At 69.9% G+C, this 15,574-nt stretch carries 13 protein-coding genes; 7 read left to right on the top strand and 6 right to left on the bottom strand.

From position 1 onward, the window contains the following. Positions 1 to 96: 96 nt before the first annotated feature. Positions 97 to 546: a hypothetical protein gene (locus ACZ7L9_RS33390; RefSeq protein WP_471421206.1), complete on the bottom strand. Its 450-nt coding sequence runs from the start codon at positions 544 to 546 to the stop codon at positions 97 to 99. 430 nt (positions 547 to 976) lie between these two features. On the opposite strand from ACZ7L9_RS33390, the gene ACZ7L9_RS33385 reads away from it, so the two are divergent. Genes ACZ7L9_RS33385 through ACZ7L9_RS33370 form a run of 4 tightly spaced genes read left to right on the top strand, consistent with a single transcriptional unit; the run spans position 977 to position 5,344 of the window. After that, positions 977 to 3,886, top strand: a complete 2,910-nt coding sequence (locus ACZ7L9_RS33385; protein WP_471421204.1) for a nitrate- and nitrite sensing domain-containing protein — start codon at positions 977 to 979, stop codon at positions 3,884 to 3,886. Beyond that, entirely contained in the window at positions 3,883 to 4,326 is a 444-nt protein-coding gene (locus tag ACZ7L9_RS33380) for a roadblock/LC7 domain-containing protein (protein WP_384451202.1), read from the top strand. Before ACZ7L9_RS33385 ends, ACZ7L9_RS33380 begins: the two co-directional genes overlap by 4 nt. A gap of 9 nt (positions 4,327 to 4,335) precedes the next feature. Next, the gene (locus tag ACZ7L9_RS33375) at positions 4,336 to 4,758 is read left to right on the top strand and encodes a DUF742 domain-containing protein (protein ID WP_471421202.1); all 423 of its coding nucleotides are present in this window, start codon (positions 4,336 to 4,338) and stop codon (positions 4,756 to 4,758) included. Beyond that, positions 4,739 to 5,344 (top strand): GTP-binding protein, encoded by a 606-nt coding sequence (locus tag ACZ7L9_RS33370; RefSeq protein WP_471421201.1) that lies wholly within the window; start codon positions 4,739 to 4,741, stop codon positions 5,342 to 5,344. The genes ACZ7L9_RS33375 and ACZ7L9_RS33370 overlap by 20 nt, the downstream gene beginning before the upstream one ends. A 138-nt stretch (positions 5,345 to 5,482) precedes the next feature. Here ACZ7L9_RS33370 and ACZ7L9_RS33365 read toward each other — a convergent pair whose 3' ends face one another. Together ACZ7L9_RS33365 and ACZ7L9_RS33360 are read right to left on the bottom strand one after the other, a co-directional pair. Continuing rightward, complete coding sequence (locus ACZ7L9_RS33365; protein ID WP_393702388.1) at positions 5,483 to 5,830, bottom strand: Mpo1-like protein; 348 nt, start codon at positions 5,828 to 5,830, stop codon at positions 5,483 to 5,485. Between the two features lie 116 nt (positions 5,831 to 5,946). Beyond that, positions 5,947 to 6,753 (bottom strand): M15 family metallopeptidase, encoded by an 807-nt coding sequence (locus tag ACZ7L9_RS33360; RefSeq protein ID WP_471421199.1) that lies wholly within the window; start codon positions 6,751 to 6,753, stop codon positions 5,947 to 5,949. Between the two features lie 56 nt (positions 6,754 to 6,809). Between ACZ7L9_RS33360 and ACZ7L9_RS33355 the strand changes: the two genes are divergently transcribed. Beyond that, positions 6,810 to 7,352 carry an NUDIX domain-containing protein gene (locus ACZ7L9_RS33355; RefSeq protein ID WP_471421196.1) on the top strand — a complete coding sequence of 181 codons (543 nt, stop codon included), beginning with the start codon at positions 6,810 to 6,812 and terminating at the stop codon, positions 7,350 to 7,352. A gap of 20 nt (positions 7,353 to 7,372) precedes the next feature. Here the strand turns inward: ACZ7L9_RS33355 and ACZ7L9_RS33350 are convergent, their stop codons facing one another. Further along, the gene (locus ACZ7L9_RS33350) at positions 7,373 to 9,724 is read right to left on the bottom strand and encodes a glycoside hydrolase family 31 protein (protein ID WP_471421195.1); all 2,352 of its coding nucleotides are present in this window, start codon (positions 9,722 to 9,724) and stop codon (positions 7,373 to 7,375) included. 221 nt (positions 9,725 to 9,945) lie between these two features. On the opposite strand from ACZ7L9_RS33350, the gene ACZ7L9_RS33345 reads away from it, so the two are divergent. After that, positions 9,946 to 11,922: an acetoacetate--CoA ligase gene (locus ACZ7L9_RS33345; RefSeq protein ID WP_471421193.1), complete on the top strand. Its 1,977-nt coding sequence runs from the start codon at positions 9,946 to 9,948 to the stop codon at positions 11,920 to 11,922. A 67-nt stretch (positions 11,923 to 11,989) separates the two neighbouring features. Next, a complete protein-coding gene (locus ACZ7L9_RS33340; RefSeq protein ID WP_471421191.1) occupies positions 11,990 to 12,925 on the top strand; it encodes a hypothetical protein in 936 nt (311 codons plus the stop codon). Between the two features lie 60 nt (positions 12,926 to 12,985). Here ACZ7L9_RS33340 and ptsP read toward each other — a convergent pair whose 3' ends face one another. Both ptsP and ACZ7L9_RS33330 read right to left on the bottom strand, forming a co-directional pair. Beyond that, a complete protein-coding gene (ptsP, locus tag ACZ7L9_RS33335; RefSeq protein ID WP_471421189.1) occupies positions 12,986 to 14,656 on the bottom strand; it encodes a phosphoenolpyruvate--protein phosphotransferase in 1,671 nt (556 codons plus the stop codon). Between the two features lie 76 nt (positions 14,657 to 14,732). Further along, positions 14,733 to 15,182 carry a PTS sugar transporter subunit IIA gene (locus tag ACZ7L9_RS33330; RefSeq protein WP_471421187.1) on the bottom strand — a complete coding sequence of 150 codons (450 nt, stop codon included), beginning with the start codon at positions 15,180 to 15,182 and terminating at the stop codon, positions 14,733 to 14,735. Positions 15,183 to 15,574: the final 392 nt, after the last annotated feature.

Raw genomic sequence — 15,574 nt, 5'->3', positions numbered from 1 at the left:
GGGCGCAAGCGGCAAGGACGAGAGCCCCGAACCCGGCCCGATCCACCGGACGGGCCGGGCACCGGACGGGCCCGGCGCCGCTCAGCCCGGCCCCGTTCAGGCCCGCGTGAGGCTGCCCGTGCCCCGGCGGCGTATCCGTGCATCGTCCCGCTGCGCGGACCGCGCCGCCCGCCGTGCTCTGCGCCGCTCGCGGCGCAAATGCCGCGCCGAACTGCTCGGCACGGACACCACACCGTTGCGCTGATTCCAGACCTGTCGGGTGACCCAGACATCCAGCACCGACCAGGTCGTGACCACCGTGCTGCCCACACTGCTGAGCATCAGCGGAAAGGACAGCCAGGACTCCGTCAGCGTGCACAGGAACGCCACCATGGCCTGGATGATCGTCAGCGACATGATGAGCACGGCACGCACGGCAGCCGTACGGACCGGGTCCGGCATCCGCCGACGTGTCGCGGGCTCTTCCACCCAGAGCTGCCGACGCTCCTGGCGTGGGATCTGCGCCCCGCCGGTCGCCGCCGAGACCGCGGCCGGTGCCGACGACACCGGGCTCCGACGCGCTTCCGTATCCAAGAACTCTCAACTCCCCACCGCTGTCCGACTTCAGGGTTGCTGCCCGGCATGCGCCGTATCCACGCGGGCGGATCGGACCATCCTGCCCTGAGCACTCCCCGTGTTCCCCCTGCCCCGTACAGAGAGACGAGTGACCGGCCGAGAAGATTCCCTCGAACCGTCATCGAGCGAAGAATTCCAGCCAACTGCCCCACCGGACAGTGCGATGCTCTGACAGGTCTCTTCTGCCGCATTCACGAATTTCATAGCCCGGAATGCCCGGACAACTCGTGATCGACGCCGGGGAGCGAGGCTGAAAAACGTCCCGGACATCCCTTCGAGTTGCCTTGCTGTCGGTAGTAGGCTCACGCCGTTTGTTGACGGAACACGACCCTCGACCCGAGGGGTCGGTCTGGGGGAGGCCATGCGCTTTCGCGGGAAGTCCATCCGCAGGAAGATCGTGGCGCTGCTGCTGGTGCCGCTCGTCTCCCTCACCGGACTCTGGGGATTCGCCACGTTTCTGACGGGGCGTGAGGCAAGCCACCTGATGAGCGCGAGCACCATCGTGGAGAAGGTCGGGCACCCTCTGGAGGACATGGTCCGCGCCATTCAGGACGAGCGCCGCCAGACCCTGGTCTTTCTCGCCGACCCAAGGGCGTCCAACGCTCTCCCCCTTCTGCAGCGCCAACGCGCGGCCACCGACCGCGTCGTGGTGGATGTCCAGGACAGCGCACGGCAGAAGGACATTCGCGACGCACTGCGGTCCGAGGACAAAACACAGCTGAACTCGGTTCTCGGTACCGTCGAGGGTCTTGGCGCGCTCCGCGATTCGGTCGAGAAACGCACCATCGACCGGCTGAAGGCCATGGAGTTCTACAACCGTCTCATAGACCCCTGTTACCGCTTTCTGACCGGCCTCCGCACGATGGAGAACGTGTCGATGGACAAGCAGGTCCGCGCGCTGGTCGGCATCTCACGAGCCCGCGAAACGCTCTCCCGCGAGGACGCCCTGGTCGCCTCGGCGCTCATCGCCGGCCGGCTCACCGCCTCCGAACTGCGCCAGATCTCCGACCTCGTGGCCAATCGCAAGCTGCTCTACGAGATCAATGGCGAGATGCTTCCCTCGTCGGAGCGCCAACGCGTGGAGCAGTTCTGGGCGAGCCCGGACAGCGAAGCGCTGCGGACCGCGGAGAGCGCGCTCATCAACGACGGTCCCACCCAGGACCCGCGGACGGTCGACGCCGAGCGCTGGCAGGAGGTGGCCACGTCCGTCCTGGACCGGCTGGCCAACGACTCCACCGAGATGAACAACCGCTTCCAGGACCGCGGCAAGCCGGCCGGCTACGGCGTCCTGATCAAGGCCGGTATCGCGGGAGTGCTCGGCTTCCTCGCCCTGCTTGCCTCGGTGTTCGTCTCCGTACGCATCGGCCGCGAGCTCATCCGTGACCTGTCCCGGCTCCGCAAGGACGCCCATGAGGTCTCAGGCATACGGCTGCCGAGCGTGATGCGCCGCCTCGCCGCCGGTGAACAGGTCGACGTCGAGACCGAGGCACCGCACCTCCAGTACGAACGGGACGAGATAGGCCAGGTCGGTCAGGCGCTCAACACCCTGCAACGGGCGGCCGTCGAAGCCGCGGTCAAGCAGGCGGACATGCGACGCGGCGTGTCCGAGGTCTTCGTCAATCTCGCCCGCCGCAACCAGGTGCTGCTGCATCGGCAGCTGACCCTCCTGGACACCATGGAGCGCCGCACCGAGGACACCGATGAACTCGCGGACCTCTTCCGCCTCGACCACCTCACCACTCGCATGCGACGCCACGCCGAGGGCCTGGTGATCCTCTCCGGCGCCGCACCGTCCCGTCAGTGGCGCAAGCCGATCCAGCTGATGGACGTGGTTCGGGCAGCGGTCGCCGAGGTCGAGGACTACGAGCGGATCGAGGTCCGCCGGCTGCCCCGCATCGGTGTGGGCGGCCCAGCCGTCGCCGACCTCACCCACCTGATCGCCGAACTCCTGGAGAACGCCACCGTGTTCTCGCCCCCGCACACCGCGGTGCAGGTGCTCGGCGAACGCGTCGCCAACGGCTTCACGCTCGAAATCCACGACCGGGGCCTCGGCATGACTCCCGATGTCCTCCTCGATGCCAACCTGAGGCTCGCCGAAACCCCCGAGTTCGAGCTCTCCGACACCGACCGGCTCGGTCTCTTCGTGGTCAGTCGCCTCGCCCAGCGGCAGAACGTCCGGGTCTCGCTGCAGACTTCTCCGTACGGTGGCACGACCGCGGTCGTCTTCATCCCGGCGGCGCTGCTCACCGACGCCCCGGACACCCACGGCACCGGATTCCGCCTCGACCGCCGGTCCGAGAAGACGATCGGCAGCGGCGGAAAGGCGGCCGGCCAGGGCCCGGGCATCGACAGGGACCGCAGGGACGGCGTGCCGGACCGCCGGGCCGCCGGCAGGCCCTCCGGCCTCGCCCCCGTTCCCACCGGTCTCATGGACCCGGCCCTCCTGGACGGGCCCGTGGAGCTCGAAGGACCCGTGGAAGCGCTGGGCTTCGAGAACGACCCCGCGCTCGATCCCCTCCTGGAACCCCTGCTGGGCGGCGCGTCCGACATCGACGACACCGAGAGCGAACGCGGCGACATCTTCCGGGCCCGCGAGCTCCGGCGCGACGGTGACCGCGAACAGCACCAGCAGGCATCCGACCAGGCGGGGCAGCCCGAGGCCGGGGTACGGGCGATGCGCCCGGGCGGCCCGGTGCCGCTGCCTCGCCGCAAACCGCCGACCCTGGTCACCGACAACGGCCGCCGGGTCGACGAGGCGGGCCGCTCTCACTCCACGACCGCCGAGCACGACAGCTCACCCGACCCCGAGACCCTCGCCACAGACGCCGGGATCAGGCCGTCGGCCGCCGGACCGTGGCGCTCCGTAACCGACACTTCGGGGCCCACCGAGCCGCGGCAACCCACCGCACCCCGGGAGCCAACCGGTTTCCGGAAACCCACCGCGCCCGCCCCGGCGGCAGGGCCCGCCACGCTCGACGAACCCGCGCCTCCGGCAGCCCCGAGCGCGGCCCCCGAGACAGTGGGCGGCCTGCCCCGGCGCGTCCGCCAGGCGAGCCTCGCCCCGCAGCTCCGCGAGGTCTCCGGCGGCCGCGATGCGGAGCCGTCCCGTTCGGAACCGGACCAGGACTTCGAACGCGATGCGGACGAGGTACGCAGCCGTATGGCTTCGCTCCAACGTGGCTGGCAGCGCGGCCGACGGCAGAACGCCGAGGACGTGACCGGCCCCGGCGACACAGCACAAGGAACCACTCCGGGAGGGGACGGTCCATGACCGCACCGAACGCCGCAGCACCCGACGCCGCACGCCAGGGCTCCGGCCGGCTGAACTGGCTGCTCGACGAACTCGTCGAGCGCGTCGCCAGCATCCACAAGGCGCTGGTGCTTTCCAGCGACGGCCTCGCCACCGGTACGTCCGAGGGCCTGACGCGCGAGGACAGTGAACATCTGGCAGCCGTCGCCTCCGGATTCCACAGCCTCGCCAAGGGAGTGGGACGCCACTTCGACGCGGGCAGAGTCCGCCAGACCGTCGTCGAACTCGACGAGGCGTTCCTCTTCGTCACGGCGGCCGGTGACGGCAGCTGTCTGGCCGTGCTGGCCGATGCCGACTCCGACGTCGGACAGGTGGCGTACGAGATGACGCTGATGGTCAAGCGCGTCGGTGCCCACCTGGCCAACGCTCCCCGGACGACCGGATCGGCCGCCGGGGGGTGAGTGGACGGCATGAGCGCTGACTCCTCCAGATCTCCGGCCACGTCCACGGACCCGCAGGCATCGCGCTGGTACGACGCCGATGCGGGGCCCGTGGTCCGTCCGTACGCGATGACCCGGGGCCGTACCAGCAGTGCCTCCCGTCATCGGCTCGACCTGATCGCGGTCGTCGTCCCGGAACCCGCGGCCGACGACCCCGGCCGGGACCGGACGCTCTCCCCGGAACATGTGGAGATCGTCGAACTCTGCAGTGACATGCCCCAGTCGATCGCCGAGCTCGCGGCCGGCCTGGACCTCCCCGTAGGGGTGGTCCGGGTGCTGGTCGGTGATCTCGTCGAGGACGAGCTGGTGCACGTAACCCGTCCCGTTCCGCCGGCAGAGCTGCCGGACGTGAACATTCTTCGCGAGGTGATCAATGGCCTTCGGGCGCTCTAGCCGCAACAGGCGGCCCGTTGAGCCCGTTACCCTGAAAATCCTGGTGGCGGGCGGCTTCGGAGTGGGCAAGACGACTCTGGTCGGTGCGGTCAGTGAGATCAGGCCGCTGCGTACGGAGGAGAGACTGAGCGAGGCGGGCCGCCCGGTGGACGACCTGGCGGGCGTGGAGGCGAAGACCACCACCACCGTGGCCATGGACTTCGGCCGGATCACCCTCCGCGAGGACCTGGTGCTGTACCTCTTCGGCACCCCGGGGCAGGACCGTTTCTGGTTCCTGTGGGACGAACTGGCTCAGGGTGCGCTGGGCGCGGTCGTGCTCGCGGACACCCGGCGGCTGCAGGACTGCTTCGCGGCGGTCGACTACTTCGAGCGCCGCGCGATTCCGTTCGCCGTCGCCGTCAACTGCTTCGAGGGAGCGGGAAAGTTTGCCACCGAGACGGTGCAGGCGGCACTGGACCTCGACCCGGAGGTTCCGGTTGTCATGTGCGACGCACGCGACCGCTCCTCCGCGCGGGACGTGCTGGTGACGGTCGTCGAGCATGCGCTGGCCCGCGCAGAGCACCCCCGCGAGCCCGCCACGATGTAGCCGGCCCGTATGGCGACGACAGCGCAGCAACGCGGCCCGCACCCCCGCCGACCGGGGTACGGGCCGCGCCTCTCTGCCTGACTGAGCAAGGATTTTTCACCCGGCATGATGGGCCGTCAAGGCTGCCGACAGCAGCGGTCAGCGGTTGTCGGCGAGCCACTTCGCGGCGGTCTCCGCCAGCTCCCGGTCGCGGCCCGCCAGCATCATCCGGATCATCTGTACGTCGCCGCGAAGCGACCAGGCAGGATGTCCGAAGGTGGCGGGATTGTTCTTCTCGATCAGGAAGTGCGCGGGCCAAGCGGTCCCGTACCCGATCAGTGGCAACGCGGCCGCGTACCTCTTGCGTCCCCGCGCCAGGCCGTACGCGGTGACCGCGAGCCCGGTGAGGGTGCCGGTCAGATGGACCCAGCGGGTCGCGGCCCTGGAGTGCATCGCGACGTAGTAGGGCCAGAACTCTTCGTAGGAATCGAATGTCTGTTGTGGCATACGGGCACCGTAATGGCTCGGACCGCAACCGGAAACGGCCGATCCGCGTCCGACAGGGGGAACGGGCGGCCGGGACCCACGGGGGTGGTCCCGGCCGCTCTTTCGCCGCACTCGTCTCAGTGCCCCGCGACGGACCTCCTGGCCACCGGGAAGTCGAAGAAGGTGTCCGGGAACAGCTCGGGCTTGAAGGTGTAGTGCCACCATTCCTCGGCCAGATTCGCAAAGCCGGCGTCGGCGAGCGTCTTCTTCAGGAACTGCCGGTTGGCGCGCTGAGTTCCCTGGATACGCGGGTCATCCGTGTGGGAGAGCGTGTCGAAGCAGTCGAATCCCGTGCCCATGTCCACGGAGTTGTCCGGGAAGCGCTCGGCCTGGGGCGCGTAACAGGGCACCTGCTGCCGGCCCGGCAGATAGGGCCCGGTCGGCGTGGCGGGCAGTCTCACCAGCGTCAGGTCCACCGTGCTGCCGCGGCTGTGTCCGGACTTCTCCGCGATGTAACCGTCCGCGAACAGCCGGGTCTTGTCGACGCGGGGATAGAACTCTCCCTTCATCGTCTCGTCGTCGAGATCCTTCGCCCACCGCACGAAGTGGTCGACCGCCCGCTGCGGCCGGTAGCAGTCGTACACCTTCAGCGAGTAGCCCTGCGCCAGCAATCGGGTCTGCGCGCGGTGCAGGGCCAGGGCCGCGGGCCGGGTCAGGATGCAGAGCGGCTGGCGATATCCCTCCACCGGAACGCCCATGAAGTTGTGTGCGGTGGGGTAGCGCATTTCCTGAATGATCGTCGGATCCACCGAGCGCAGCGCGACGAACTCCTCGGGAGCCTTCGGCTCGGGCCTCGCCTGTGCCACGGGGGCGGTGGCGGTGACGGCGAGCAGGGTGGCGGCAGCAGCGGCCAGGACACGGAAAGCGGAAGCGAGACCTGTCATGAGCACATAATCCAGTACTGCGGGGAGCCCGGCAGGCGATCGGGTACAGTCCGCGCGTGTCCGCACCCACGAGCAACCCCGAGAAGCCGGCCAAGGACTCCCACTGCGGCAGCTGCGGAGCACCGTACGCCGCGTCGGCGTCCCCCGCCGCCCGCCCCCGCACCTGTGCCGTCTGCGGCGACAAGGCCTTCCGCAACCCGCTGCCGGTCGCCGTGGCCCTGCTCCCCGTCACCGAACCGGACGGCACCGGACTCGTCGTCATCACCCGCACCATCCGGCCCCACCGCGGCTGCCGCGCTCTCCCCGGCGGCTTCATCGACCACGACGAGGACTGGAAACACGCCGTCGTACGTGAACTGCGCGAGGAGACCGGCATCGAAGCCGACGAAGGGGACGTCCGCCTCGCCGACGCCCTCAGCGCCCCGGACGGCCATCTGCTCCTCTTCGGCCTGCTCCCCGAACGCCCCGTCGGCGAGCTCCCGCCCTCCGCGCCCACCGACGAGACATCCGGCTTCCATCTGCTCCGGGCACCCACCGAGCTCGCCTTCCCCCTGCACACCCGGGCCGTGCACACGTGGTTCGAGGGCGGCTACCACTGATCCCGCCGGTGCGCCGCGTCCTACAACCCCCGCACGCGCACCGGGCCGTTCACCGGCCCCTCCTCACCCTCCCGCTCGACCACAACCGTCCCGTCCACCAGGCGCGACGTATACCGCTCGACCTCCGCCCGCTCCCAGCCGCCACCCGCGTCCGGGACCACCAGACCGCCGCCACTGCGCCCTGGCGCCGGAGCCCACACCTCCAGCTCCACACCCCCGTCCGCGCCCCGCACGGGCAGCACCGAACCCGCCCGCGCCAGCACCGGGACCCGCGACAACGGAGCGTCGAGCAACACCTGACCCGGCCCCTCGTACACCTCACCCGTCGCCGTGTCGTACCAACGCCCCCGCGGCAACCGCACCGCCCGGCGGTCCGCACCACGCTCCAGCACCGGTGCGACCAGCAAGGCGTCACCCAGCAGGAACGCGTCCTCGCAGTCCCGCAACGCCCGCTCACCGGGCGCACCCCACCAGAGCGGTCGCACATACGGCGCACCCGTCAGCCGGGCCAGCTGCGCCAGGGTCACGAAGTACGGGCGAAGCCGCTCCCGCTCCTCCAACGCGGCCCGCGCATGCTCGAGCACCCGCGGCCCGAACTCCCACGGCTCCCGCCGCCCCGCGTCGATCGCCGCATGGGTACGGAACAACGGCAGATACGCACCCAGCTGGAACCACCGCAGATAGAGCTCAGGCGACGGCGACCCGCCGAACCCGCCCACATCCGGGCCCGAATACGGAACCCCGCACAGCCCCAGTCCGAGCACCAGTGCCAGGGAGGCCCGCAGCCCGGGCCAGCTGGTCTCCACATCACCGGACCAGGTACCCCCGTACCGCTGCATCCCCGCCCAACCGGAACGCGAGAACAGAAACGGACGTTCCTCCGGCCGTAGCCGACGCAGCCCTTCGTACCCGGCGCGCGCCATGGCGAGCCCGTACACATTGTGGGCTTCGCGGTGATCACCCCCGCGGCCCTCCAGACAGTGCCGCGCCGACCGCGGCAACGTCGGCTCCCCGAACGCCGCGAACGACACCGGCTCGTTCATGTCGTGCCACACGCCGGAGAACCCCTGTCCAAGCCGCTCCTCGTACAGCCCGCCCCACCACTCCCGTACCTGCGGATCGGTGAAGTCCGGATACACGCACTCACCCGGCCACACCTCCCCGCGCACCACCTGCCCCGTTGCGTCCCGGACGAACGCCCCGTCGCCCCCGACCGTCCTGCCCGAGTCGAACACCGCGTTCCCCGGCTCCGCCTTCACCGCGGGATCGACGATCGACACCAGTCGCACCCCGTCCTCCCGCAGTTCCTTCGCCAGTCCCGGCAGATCGGGAAAGCGCTCGCGGTCGACGGTGAACACCCGATGCGCGTCGTAGTGGTCGATGTCCAGATGCAGTACGGACAGCGGCAGCCCCCGCTCCCGGTACCCGGCGACCACGCGCCGCACCTCCCGGTCGCTCCCGAAACCCCAGCGGGCATGCTGCGGACCCAGCGCCCAGGACGGCGGGAGCGCGGGCGCACCCGTCAGCGCCGTCCAGCTCTGCAGTACGCGCGCCGGCGTGCCGGCCATCACCCAGCAGCGCAGCGGCCCGCCGTCCATCCGCACCTCGCACATTCCCGGACGGTCATGGCCGGATCCCGCGCCCTCCTCGCCCTCGCGCAGCGTCACCCGCCCCGACCAGGAGTTGTCGTGGAACACCAGATGCGTCCCCGCATCGGAGACCACCAACTGCACCGGCATCGTCAGATACAGCGGATCGTCACCCGGCCCGAAGCTCCCACCAGGGTCGGTGTTCCACAGCTGGTACACACCGTCCCTCAGCCGCGGCCCGGACGCCCGCCCGCCGAGCCCGAAGAACCGGGCATCCGCCGGCACCTCGGACCGCTGCACCCACCGAGCGGCACCACCCGCGACCGGCTCCCACCACCGCGGCGGCAACTCGCGCCGGAGCACCACCCCGCCCGGAGTACGCAGTTCCACGGCCCCGTGCCGAGACACCGCAACGGTCAGCCGCTCCGAGACGACCTGCCAGCCGCCCTCCTTGTCCGGCTCCAGCTCGGCCCGCGGATCCGGCTCGGGCCCCGCACCTGCCAGCGCGTACGACGGCAACGGCTCCGCCCCGTCCCAGCCCCAGAACACCGCCCCGCCCACCGCCACCCGGACCCGCAACTCCGAACGCGCGAACCGCACCACACCCCCGCCCGGCCCCGGCTCCGCCCCCACCACAAGGCCCGGCACCCTCGCCCGCTCCGCACCGCGCCGGGGCAGCGCCCGCGCATCCGTATTCCGGCGCCACCAGGAGGAGCGCACCGTGCGCAGCCCCCGCACCGAACCGACCATCTTCACCGAGCGCATCAGGTCACGACCGTTCATGCAGCTCACCCTGCCACCCGACAGGGCGGGCGCGGGCGGCGTTCAACTTCCGTTCACCCGTGGCCGGACCACATGTCCGGACGCGCGACCATGGGTGGTGAACCCTGGTGCGAGAGACGATCACATGGCATCGTCCCTAAATGCCGCCTCACGCGCACACCCCAGCACGTGTGCGCGCGTCCCACGCACACCCCGCGTACCCGTACAGTCAGGGAGCCGCCATGACCGCAGCAGCCAACGAAGCCCCCCTCTGGCAGCCCGGCCCCGACCGCATCGCGGCCGCCGCCGTCACCCGCTTCCAGAACTGGGCGGCAGAGCGGTACGGAGCACCGGCCGAAGGCGGCTACCCGGCGCTGCACCGCTGGTCGGTCGACGAGCTCGACACCTTCTGGCAGGCCGTCGCCGACTGGTTCGACGTACGGTTCTCCACCCCGTACGAATCCGTCATCGGCGACCGCACCATGCCCGGCGCCCGGTGGTTCCCCGGCGCCAGCCTCAACTACGCCGAACACGCCCTGCGCACCGCCGAGGACCCCCTGCGCGCGGACGCCCCCGCCCTGATCCACGTCGACGAGACCCACACCCAGGTCCCCATCTCCTGGTCCGAACTCCGCCGCCGGGTCGGATCGCTCGCCGCCGAACTCCGCGCGCTCGGCGTCACACCGGGCGACCGCGTCAGCGCCTACGTCCCCAACATCCCCCAGGCCGTCATCGCTTTCCTCGCCACCGCGGCCGTCGGCGGCGTCTGGACCTCCTGCGCCCCCGACTTCGGCGCCCGCAGCGTCCTTGACCGCTTCCAACAGGTCGAACCCGTCGTCCTCTTCACCATCGACGGCTACAGCTACGGCGGCAAGGAACACGACCGCGCCGACACGGTCGCCGAGCTGCGCCGCGAACTCCCCACCCTGCGCGCCGTCGTCCACATCCCGCTGCTGGGTACCGAGGCCCCGGAGGGCACCCTCGACTGGTCCGCCCTCACGTCCGCCGACACCGAGCCCCTCTTCGAACAGGTCCCCTTCGACCATCCGCTGTGGGTGCTCTACTCCTCCGGCACCACCGGACTTCCCAAGGCGATCGTCCAGTCCCAGGGCGGCATCCTGCTCGAACACTTCAAGCAGATCGGCCTGCACTGCGACCTCGGCCCCGACGACCGGTTCTTCTGGTACACCTCCACCGGCTGGATGATGTGGAACTTCCTCGTCTCCGGCCTGCTCACCGGGACCACACTCGTGCTGTACGACGGAAGCCCCGGCTACCCCGACGTCAGCGCCCAGTGGCGCGTCGCCGAACAGACCGGAGCGACCCTCTTCGGTACCTCTGCCGCCTACGTCATGGCCTGCCGCAAGGCCGACGTCCACCCGGGCCGCGACTTCGACCTGTCCCGCGTCCAATGCGTCGCCACCACCGGCTCCCCGCTCCCGCCCGACGGATTCCGCTGGCTCCACGACGAGGTGGACGACAACCTGTGGATCGCCTCGGTCAGCGGCGGCACCGACGTCTGCAGCTGCTTCGCCGGCGCGGTCCCCACCCTCCCCGTACACATCGGCGAGCTCCAGGCGCCGTGCCTCGGCACGGACCTCCAGTCCTGGGACTCCGCAGGCAAGCCGCTCATCGGCGAGGTCGGCGAACTCGTCGTCGCCGCACCGCTGCCCTCCATGCCCATACGCTTCTGGAACGACCCCGACGGCAGCCGCTACCACGACAGCTACTTCGACATGTACCCCGGCGTCTGGCGCCACGGTGACTGGATCACGATCACCGAACACGGCTCGGTCATCATCCACGGCCGCTCCGACTCCACCCTCAACCGCCAGGGTGTACGGATGGGCTCCGCCGACATCTACGAAGCCGTCGAAAGGCTCCCCGAAATCCGCGAGTCCCTCGTCATCGGCATCGAAGAACCCGACGGCGGCTACTGGATGCCGCTCTTCGTCCACCTCGCCGACGGCGCCGCACTCGACGACGACCTGCGCGACAGCATCAAGCGGACCATCCGGGAGAACCTTTCCCCGCGCCATGTCCCGGACGAGATCATCGAGGTCCCGGGCATTCCGCACACGCTCACCGGCAAGCGCATCGAGGTTCCGGTCAAGCGCCTCCTGCAAGGCACAGCCCTGGCCAAGGCGGTCAATCCCGGCTCGATCGACAACCTCGAACTCCTCCACTTCTACGAGGACCTCGCCCGCAAGCGTCGCTGACCGGCCGCGTTGTCAGTGCCTTTGATTACTCTGAGTGAGTAATGATCGACAGCGCACTGGGGGAGTCATGGCGCAGACCAGGAACACCAAGCACGACAAGACCAGCAGGACCAAGGGGTACCTCCGGTCCGGCACATCCATGCGACGCACGCTGCGCCGCGAAGCACCCAGCACCATCGGCCTCCTGGCCGACGAGCAGGACTTCGCGGCGATGCGGCGCTACCGCACCTTCACCTTCGATGACCACACCATCTATCTCCAGCAGGTGGAGGGCCTGCTGAAGGCCCTCGCCGCACAGGGCATGCACGCCACGGTCGCCCTCTTCGACCCCGAGGAGTACGCGGAGTTCTGCACCGAGTCCGGAATCGCTCCCGATGCCCCCGCCAGCCGTAGCCGCTTCACCGCCGAAATCGCCTCGGCCGGTGCCACCGTCGCGTACACCGGCCAACCCATCGACACCCTGATCCCGCTCCTGGTCAGCCGAGCCGTCCGCCAGGCCACCTGGGAGTACGCCACGATGACCCTGGCCGACCTCGGAGCCTGCGCGGACTGCGGTCAGGACATCGGCCGCGCCGCCTTCGACCGGGCCTCGCACCTCCTGCTGCGCATGCTGGAGACGGCCGGCCCGGGCACCCACCACCTGGTCTGCAGCACCCCCACCGAGAACGAGCACCTGCTCGCCGTCCTGCACACCGAGCGCGACACCACGGGGCCCGCTCGCCTCGAATCGGCGGAAGGAGCCGAGTTCGTCACGGTGCTCGCCGTCGGCATTGCCCTCGAAAAGCCCGGGGGAGTCGTACTGCGAACGAGCAGCCCCGGCACCCAGGACCGGGTCCACGGCTGGCGGCTGGCCCGCGGCAGCCTGGTCCCGCTCACCGCCGGCGAGGTCTTCAGCGCCTACTGCACCGATGCCGACACCGGCGAACCCGTCTCCCCGGAGTCGCACGTGGAGTACTGCGCGGGCTTCGACCTCGGCGCGGACGAACCGGAGTCGCACCACTGACAGGCCGAAGGGGCTCCCTGCCACCATCGGCAGAGAGCCCCTTCACCACAGACGCCGGGGCTACTCGCCCGACAGCACCGCCTGAGCCGCTACCCGCGCCTCTTCGGCGGAGTCAGCCGCACGCGCGGCGGAAGCGGCACGCTCGCATTGCGCGAGCGTGTACTTCGCCAGCGTGGCGCGGACATAAGGAATGGACGCGGCACCCATCGACAACGACGTCACACCCAGCCCCGTGAGGACACAGGCAAGGAGCGGATCGGAGGCGGCTTCACCACAGACACCACAGCTCTTGCCCTCGGCCCTGGCCGCCTCCGCCGACATCGCCACGAGGTCGAGCAGCGCAGGCTGCCAAGGATCCTGCAGCCGCGACACCGCACCCACCTGACGGTCGGCGGCGAAGGTGTACTGCGCGAGGTCATTCGTGCCCAGCGAAAGGAACTCAACCTCCCGCAGGATCGAGCGCGCCCGCAGGGCGGCGGACGGAATCTCCACCATCGCGCCGAACTTCGCCGCCAGCCCGGCCGCACGGCAGGCATCGGCAAAGGCCTTCGCGTCCGCACGGTCCGCCACCATCGGAGCCATTACCTCGAGGTGGACGGGCAGACCTTCGGCCGCCTTCGCGAGCGCGGTCAGCTGGGTCCGCAACACCTCGGGGTGATCCAGCAGGCTCCGCAGCCCACGCACGCCCAGTGCCGGGTTGGGCTCGTCCGCCGGCGTCAGGAAGTCGAGCGGCTTGTCGGCACCGGCATCCAGCACCCGCACCACGACACGCCCCTCCGGGAACGCATCGAGCACCGCCCGGTACGCCGCGACCTGCTTCTCCTCGGACGGCGCCTGCTTGCTGTCGTCCAGGAACAGGAACTCGGTACGGAACAGCCCCACGCCCTCCGCACCGGCCTCGACGGCAGCCGGCACATCGCCTGGCCCGCCCACATTGGCGAGCAGCGGGACCTTGTGACCGTCGGAGGTCGCACCCGGACCGGTCGAAGCGGACAGCGCGGCCTTGCGCGTCGCAGCGGCTCGCTCCATCTCCGCACGCTTCTCGGCGCTGGGCTCGACGAAGATCTCACCGGTGCTGCCGTCCACCGCGACAACCGTGCCCTCTGCCAGCTCACCGGCCCCGGGGAGCGCCACCACGGCAGGCACACCGAGCGCACGCGCCAGAATCGCGCTGTGACTGGTCGGCCCGCCCTCCTCGGTCACGAAGCCGAGCACCAGTGCAGGGTCGAGCAGAGCCGTGTCGGCGGGCGCCAGGTCCCTGGCGATCAGGACATACGGCTCGTCGCTGTCCGGCACACCGGGCATCGGCACGCCGAGCAGGCGAGCCACGATCCGGTTACGCACATCGTCGAGGTCGGCGACCCGCCCCGCCAGGTACTCGCCGGCGTTGGCGAGCAGCGCCCGATAGGCGGCGAACGCGTCGTAGACGCCGCGTTCGGCGGTGCTGCCGACGGCAATACGCCGCTCCACATCAGCAATCAGCTCGGGGTCCTGCGCCATCATGGCCTGGGCCTCGAGCACATGCTGAGCCTCGCCACCGGCAAGATTGCCGCGCGCGATCAGATCGGCCGCCACCGCTTCCACCGCCTGGCGAGCGCGCCCCTGTTCGCGCTCCGCCTCCTCGGCAGGAATCTGCTTGGCCGGCGGTTCGAGCACCGCCGTACCCATATGACGAACCTCGCCGATCGCCACTCCGTGGCTCACACCGACGCCTCGCAGCGTTGTCTCCATTGCACCCGTCTCCGGTTGTGCGGCGGTCCATGCCTCCGCGGTGGATATCCAGTCGGCTGTCATCGAGTCGGGTCCGTCACTGCCAACCGAACAACGTGTCGCCCATTTTCACGTCGCCGTCCTCGCGGACATCGGAGAGGGAGTCAGCGGTGGCTTCCAGTGCGACGATCGGGCACACGGGGGACTTGCCGGCGGCCTCGACGCCCGCAGGGTCCCACCGCACGATTGCCTGACCTCGGGTGACCGTGTCCCCCTTGTTCACGAGCAGTTCGAAGCCCTCGCCATTGAGCTGAACGGTGTCGATGCCGAGATGGACGAGCACACCGTGCCCGTGCTCGTCCACGACGACGAACGCGTGCGGGTGCAGGGAGACAAGGATGCCGTCGACCGGCGCTACGGCTTCGGATGGCTCGCGCTCGGGATCAATGGCGGTTCCAGGGCCCACCATCGCGCCGGAGAAGACCGGGTCCGGTACCGCGGCGAGCCCGATGGCCCGCCCGGCAAGAGGGGACGTCACAGTGGTCATGGGGAACCTCCCAGGGGTGGAGCTCGAATGGCGCCGTCACGGCTTGCAGACGACGGCGTGCTGTTCAGCAGGGTAAGTCATAAGAAGTGCCGGTTCCGGGCGAGTCCTGGCGGTTCGCGGCCTTAGGAGGGCACCGGAAACGATTTGCCTCGTCTCCCGGCTACCTGTACTGTCGTATTCCTGCCTGGCCCCAGCACGACTTCGAGTCGGGGGTCGGCGGCGACTTTTAAGCCCTGATTCTAACCTGGATCGGCACCTGCATGTCTGCAGGAGGCTGGTCAAAGGAAAAGGAAAGGCCTGATAGAGTCGGACTCGCCGGAAAGGGAAACGCGAAAGCGAAGAACTGGAAAGCGACCCCGTTTCGACCGGGAATCGGACACGAAAGAGTCTGA

The sequence above is a fragment of the Streptomyces sp. NPDC111516 genome (assembly GCF_055635345.1).
The sequence above is the reverse complement of the archived record's forward strand: the minus strand, read 5'-3'. Positions and strand labels throughout refer to the sequence as shown.

Excerpts from the sequence above, each read along its gene's own strand:
- ACZ7L9_RS33365 (WP_393702388.1), bottom strand. The coding sequence starts at position 5,830 with ATGCCACAACAGACATTCGATTCCTACGAAGAGTTCTGGCCCTACTAC.
- ACZ7L9_RS33360 (WP_471421199.1), bottom strand. The coding sequence starts at position 6,753 with ATGACAGGTCTCGCTTCCGCTTTCCGTGTCCTGGCCGCTGCTGCCGCC.
- ACZ7L9_RS33385 (WP_471421204.1), top strand. The coding sequence starts at position 977 with ATGCGCTTTCGCGGGAAGTCCATCCGCAGGAAGATCGTGGCGCTGCTG.
- ACZ7L9_RS33375 (WP_471421202.1), top strand. The coding sequence starts at position 4,336 with ATGAGCGCTGACTCCTCCAGATCTCCGGCCACGTCCACGGACCCGCAG.
- ACZ7L9_RS33330 (WP_471421187.1), bottom strand. The coding sequence starts at position 15,182 with ATGACCACTGTGACGTCCCCTCTTGCCGGGCGGGCCATCGGGCTCGCC.
- ACZ7L9_RS33370 (WP_471421201.1), top strand. The coding sequence starts at position 4,739 with ATGGCCTTCGGGCGCTCTAGCCGCAACAGGCGGCCCGTTGAGCCCGTT.
- ACZ7L9_RS33350 (WP_471421195.1), bottom strand. The coding sequence starts at position 9,724 with ATGAACGGTCGTGACCTGATGCGCTCGGTGAAGATGGTCGGTTCGGTG.
- ACZ7L9_RS33340 (WP_471421191.1), top strand. The coding sequence starts at position 11,990 with ATGGCGCAGACCAGGAACACCAAGCACGACAAGACCAGCAGGACCAAG.
- ptsP (WP_471421189.1), bottom strand. The coding sequence starts at position 14,656 with ATGGAGACAACGCTGCGAGGCGTCGGTGTGAGCCACGGAGTGGCGATC.
- ACZ7L9_RS33345 (WP_471421193.1), top strand. The coding sequence starts at position 9,946 with ATGACCGCAGCAGCCAACGAAGCCCCCCTCTGGCAGCCCGGCCCCGAC.
- ACZ7L9_RS33380 (WP_384451202.1), top strand. The coding sequence starts at position 3,883 with ATGACCGCACCGAACGCCGCAGCACCCGACGCCGCACGCCAGGGCTCC.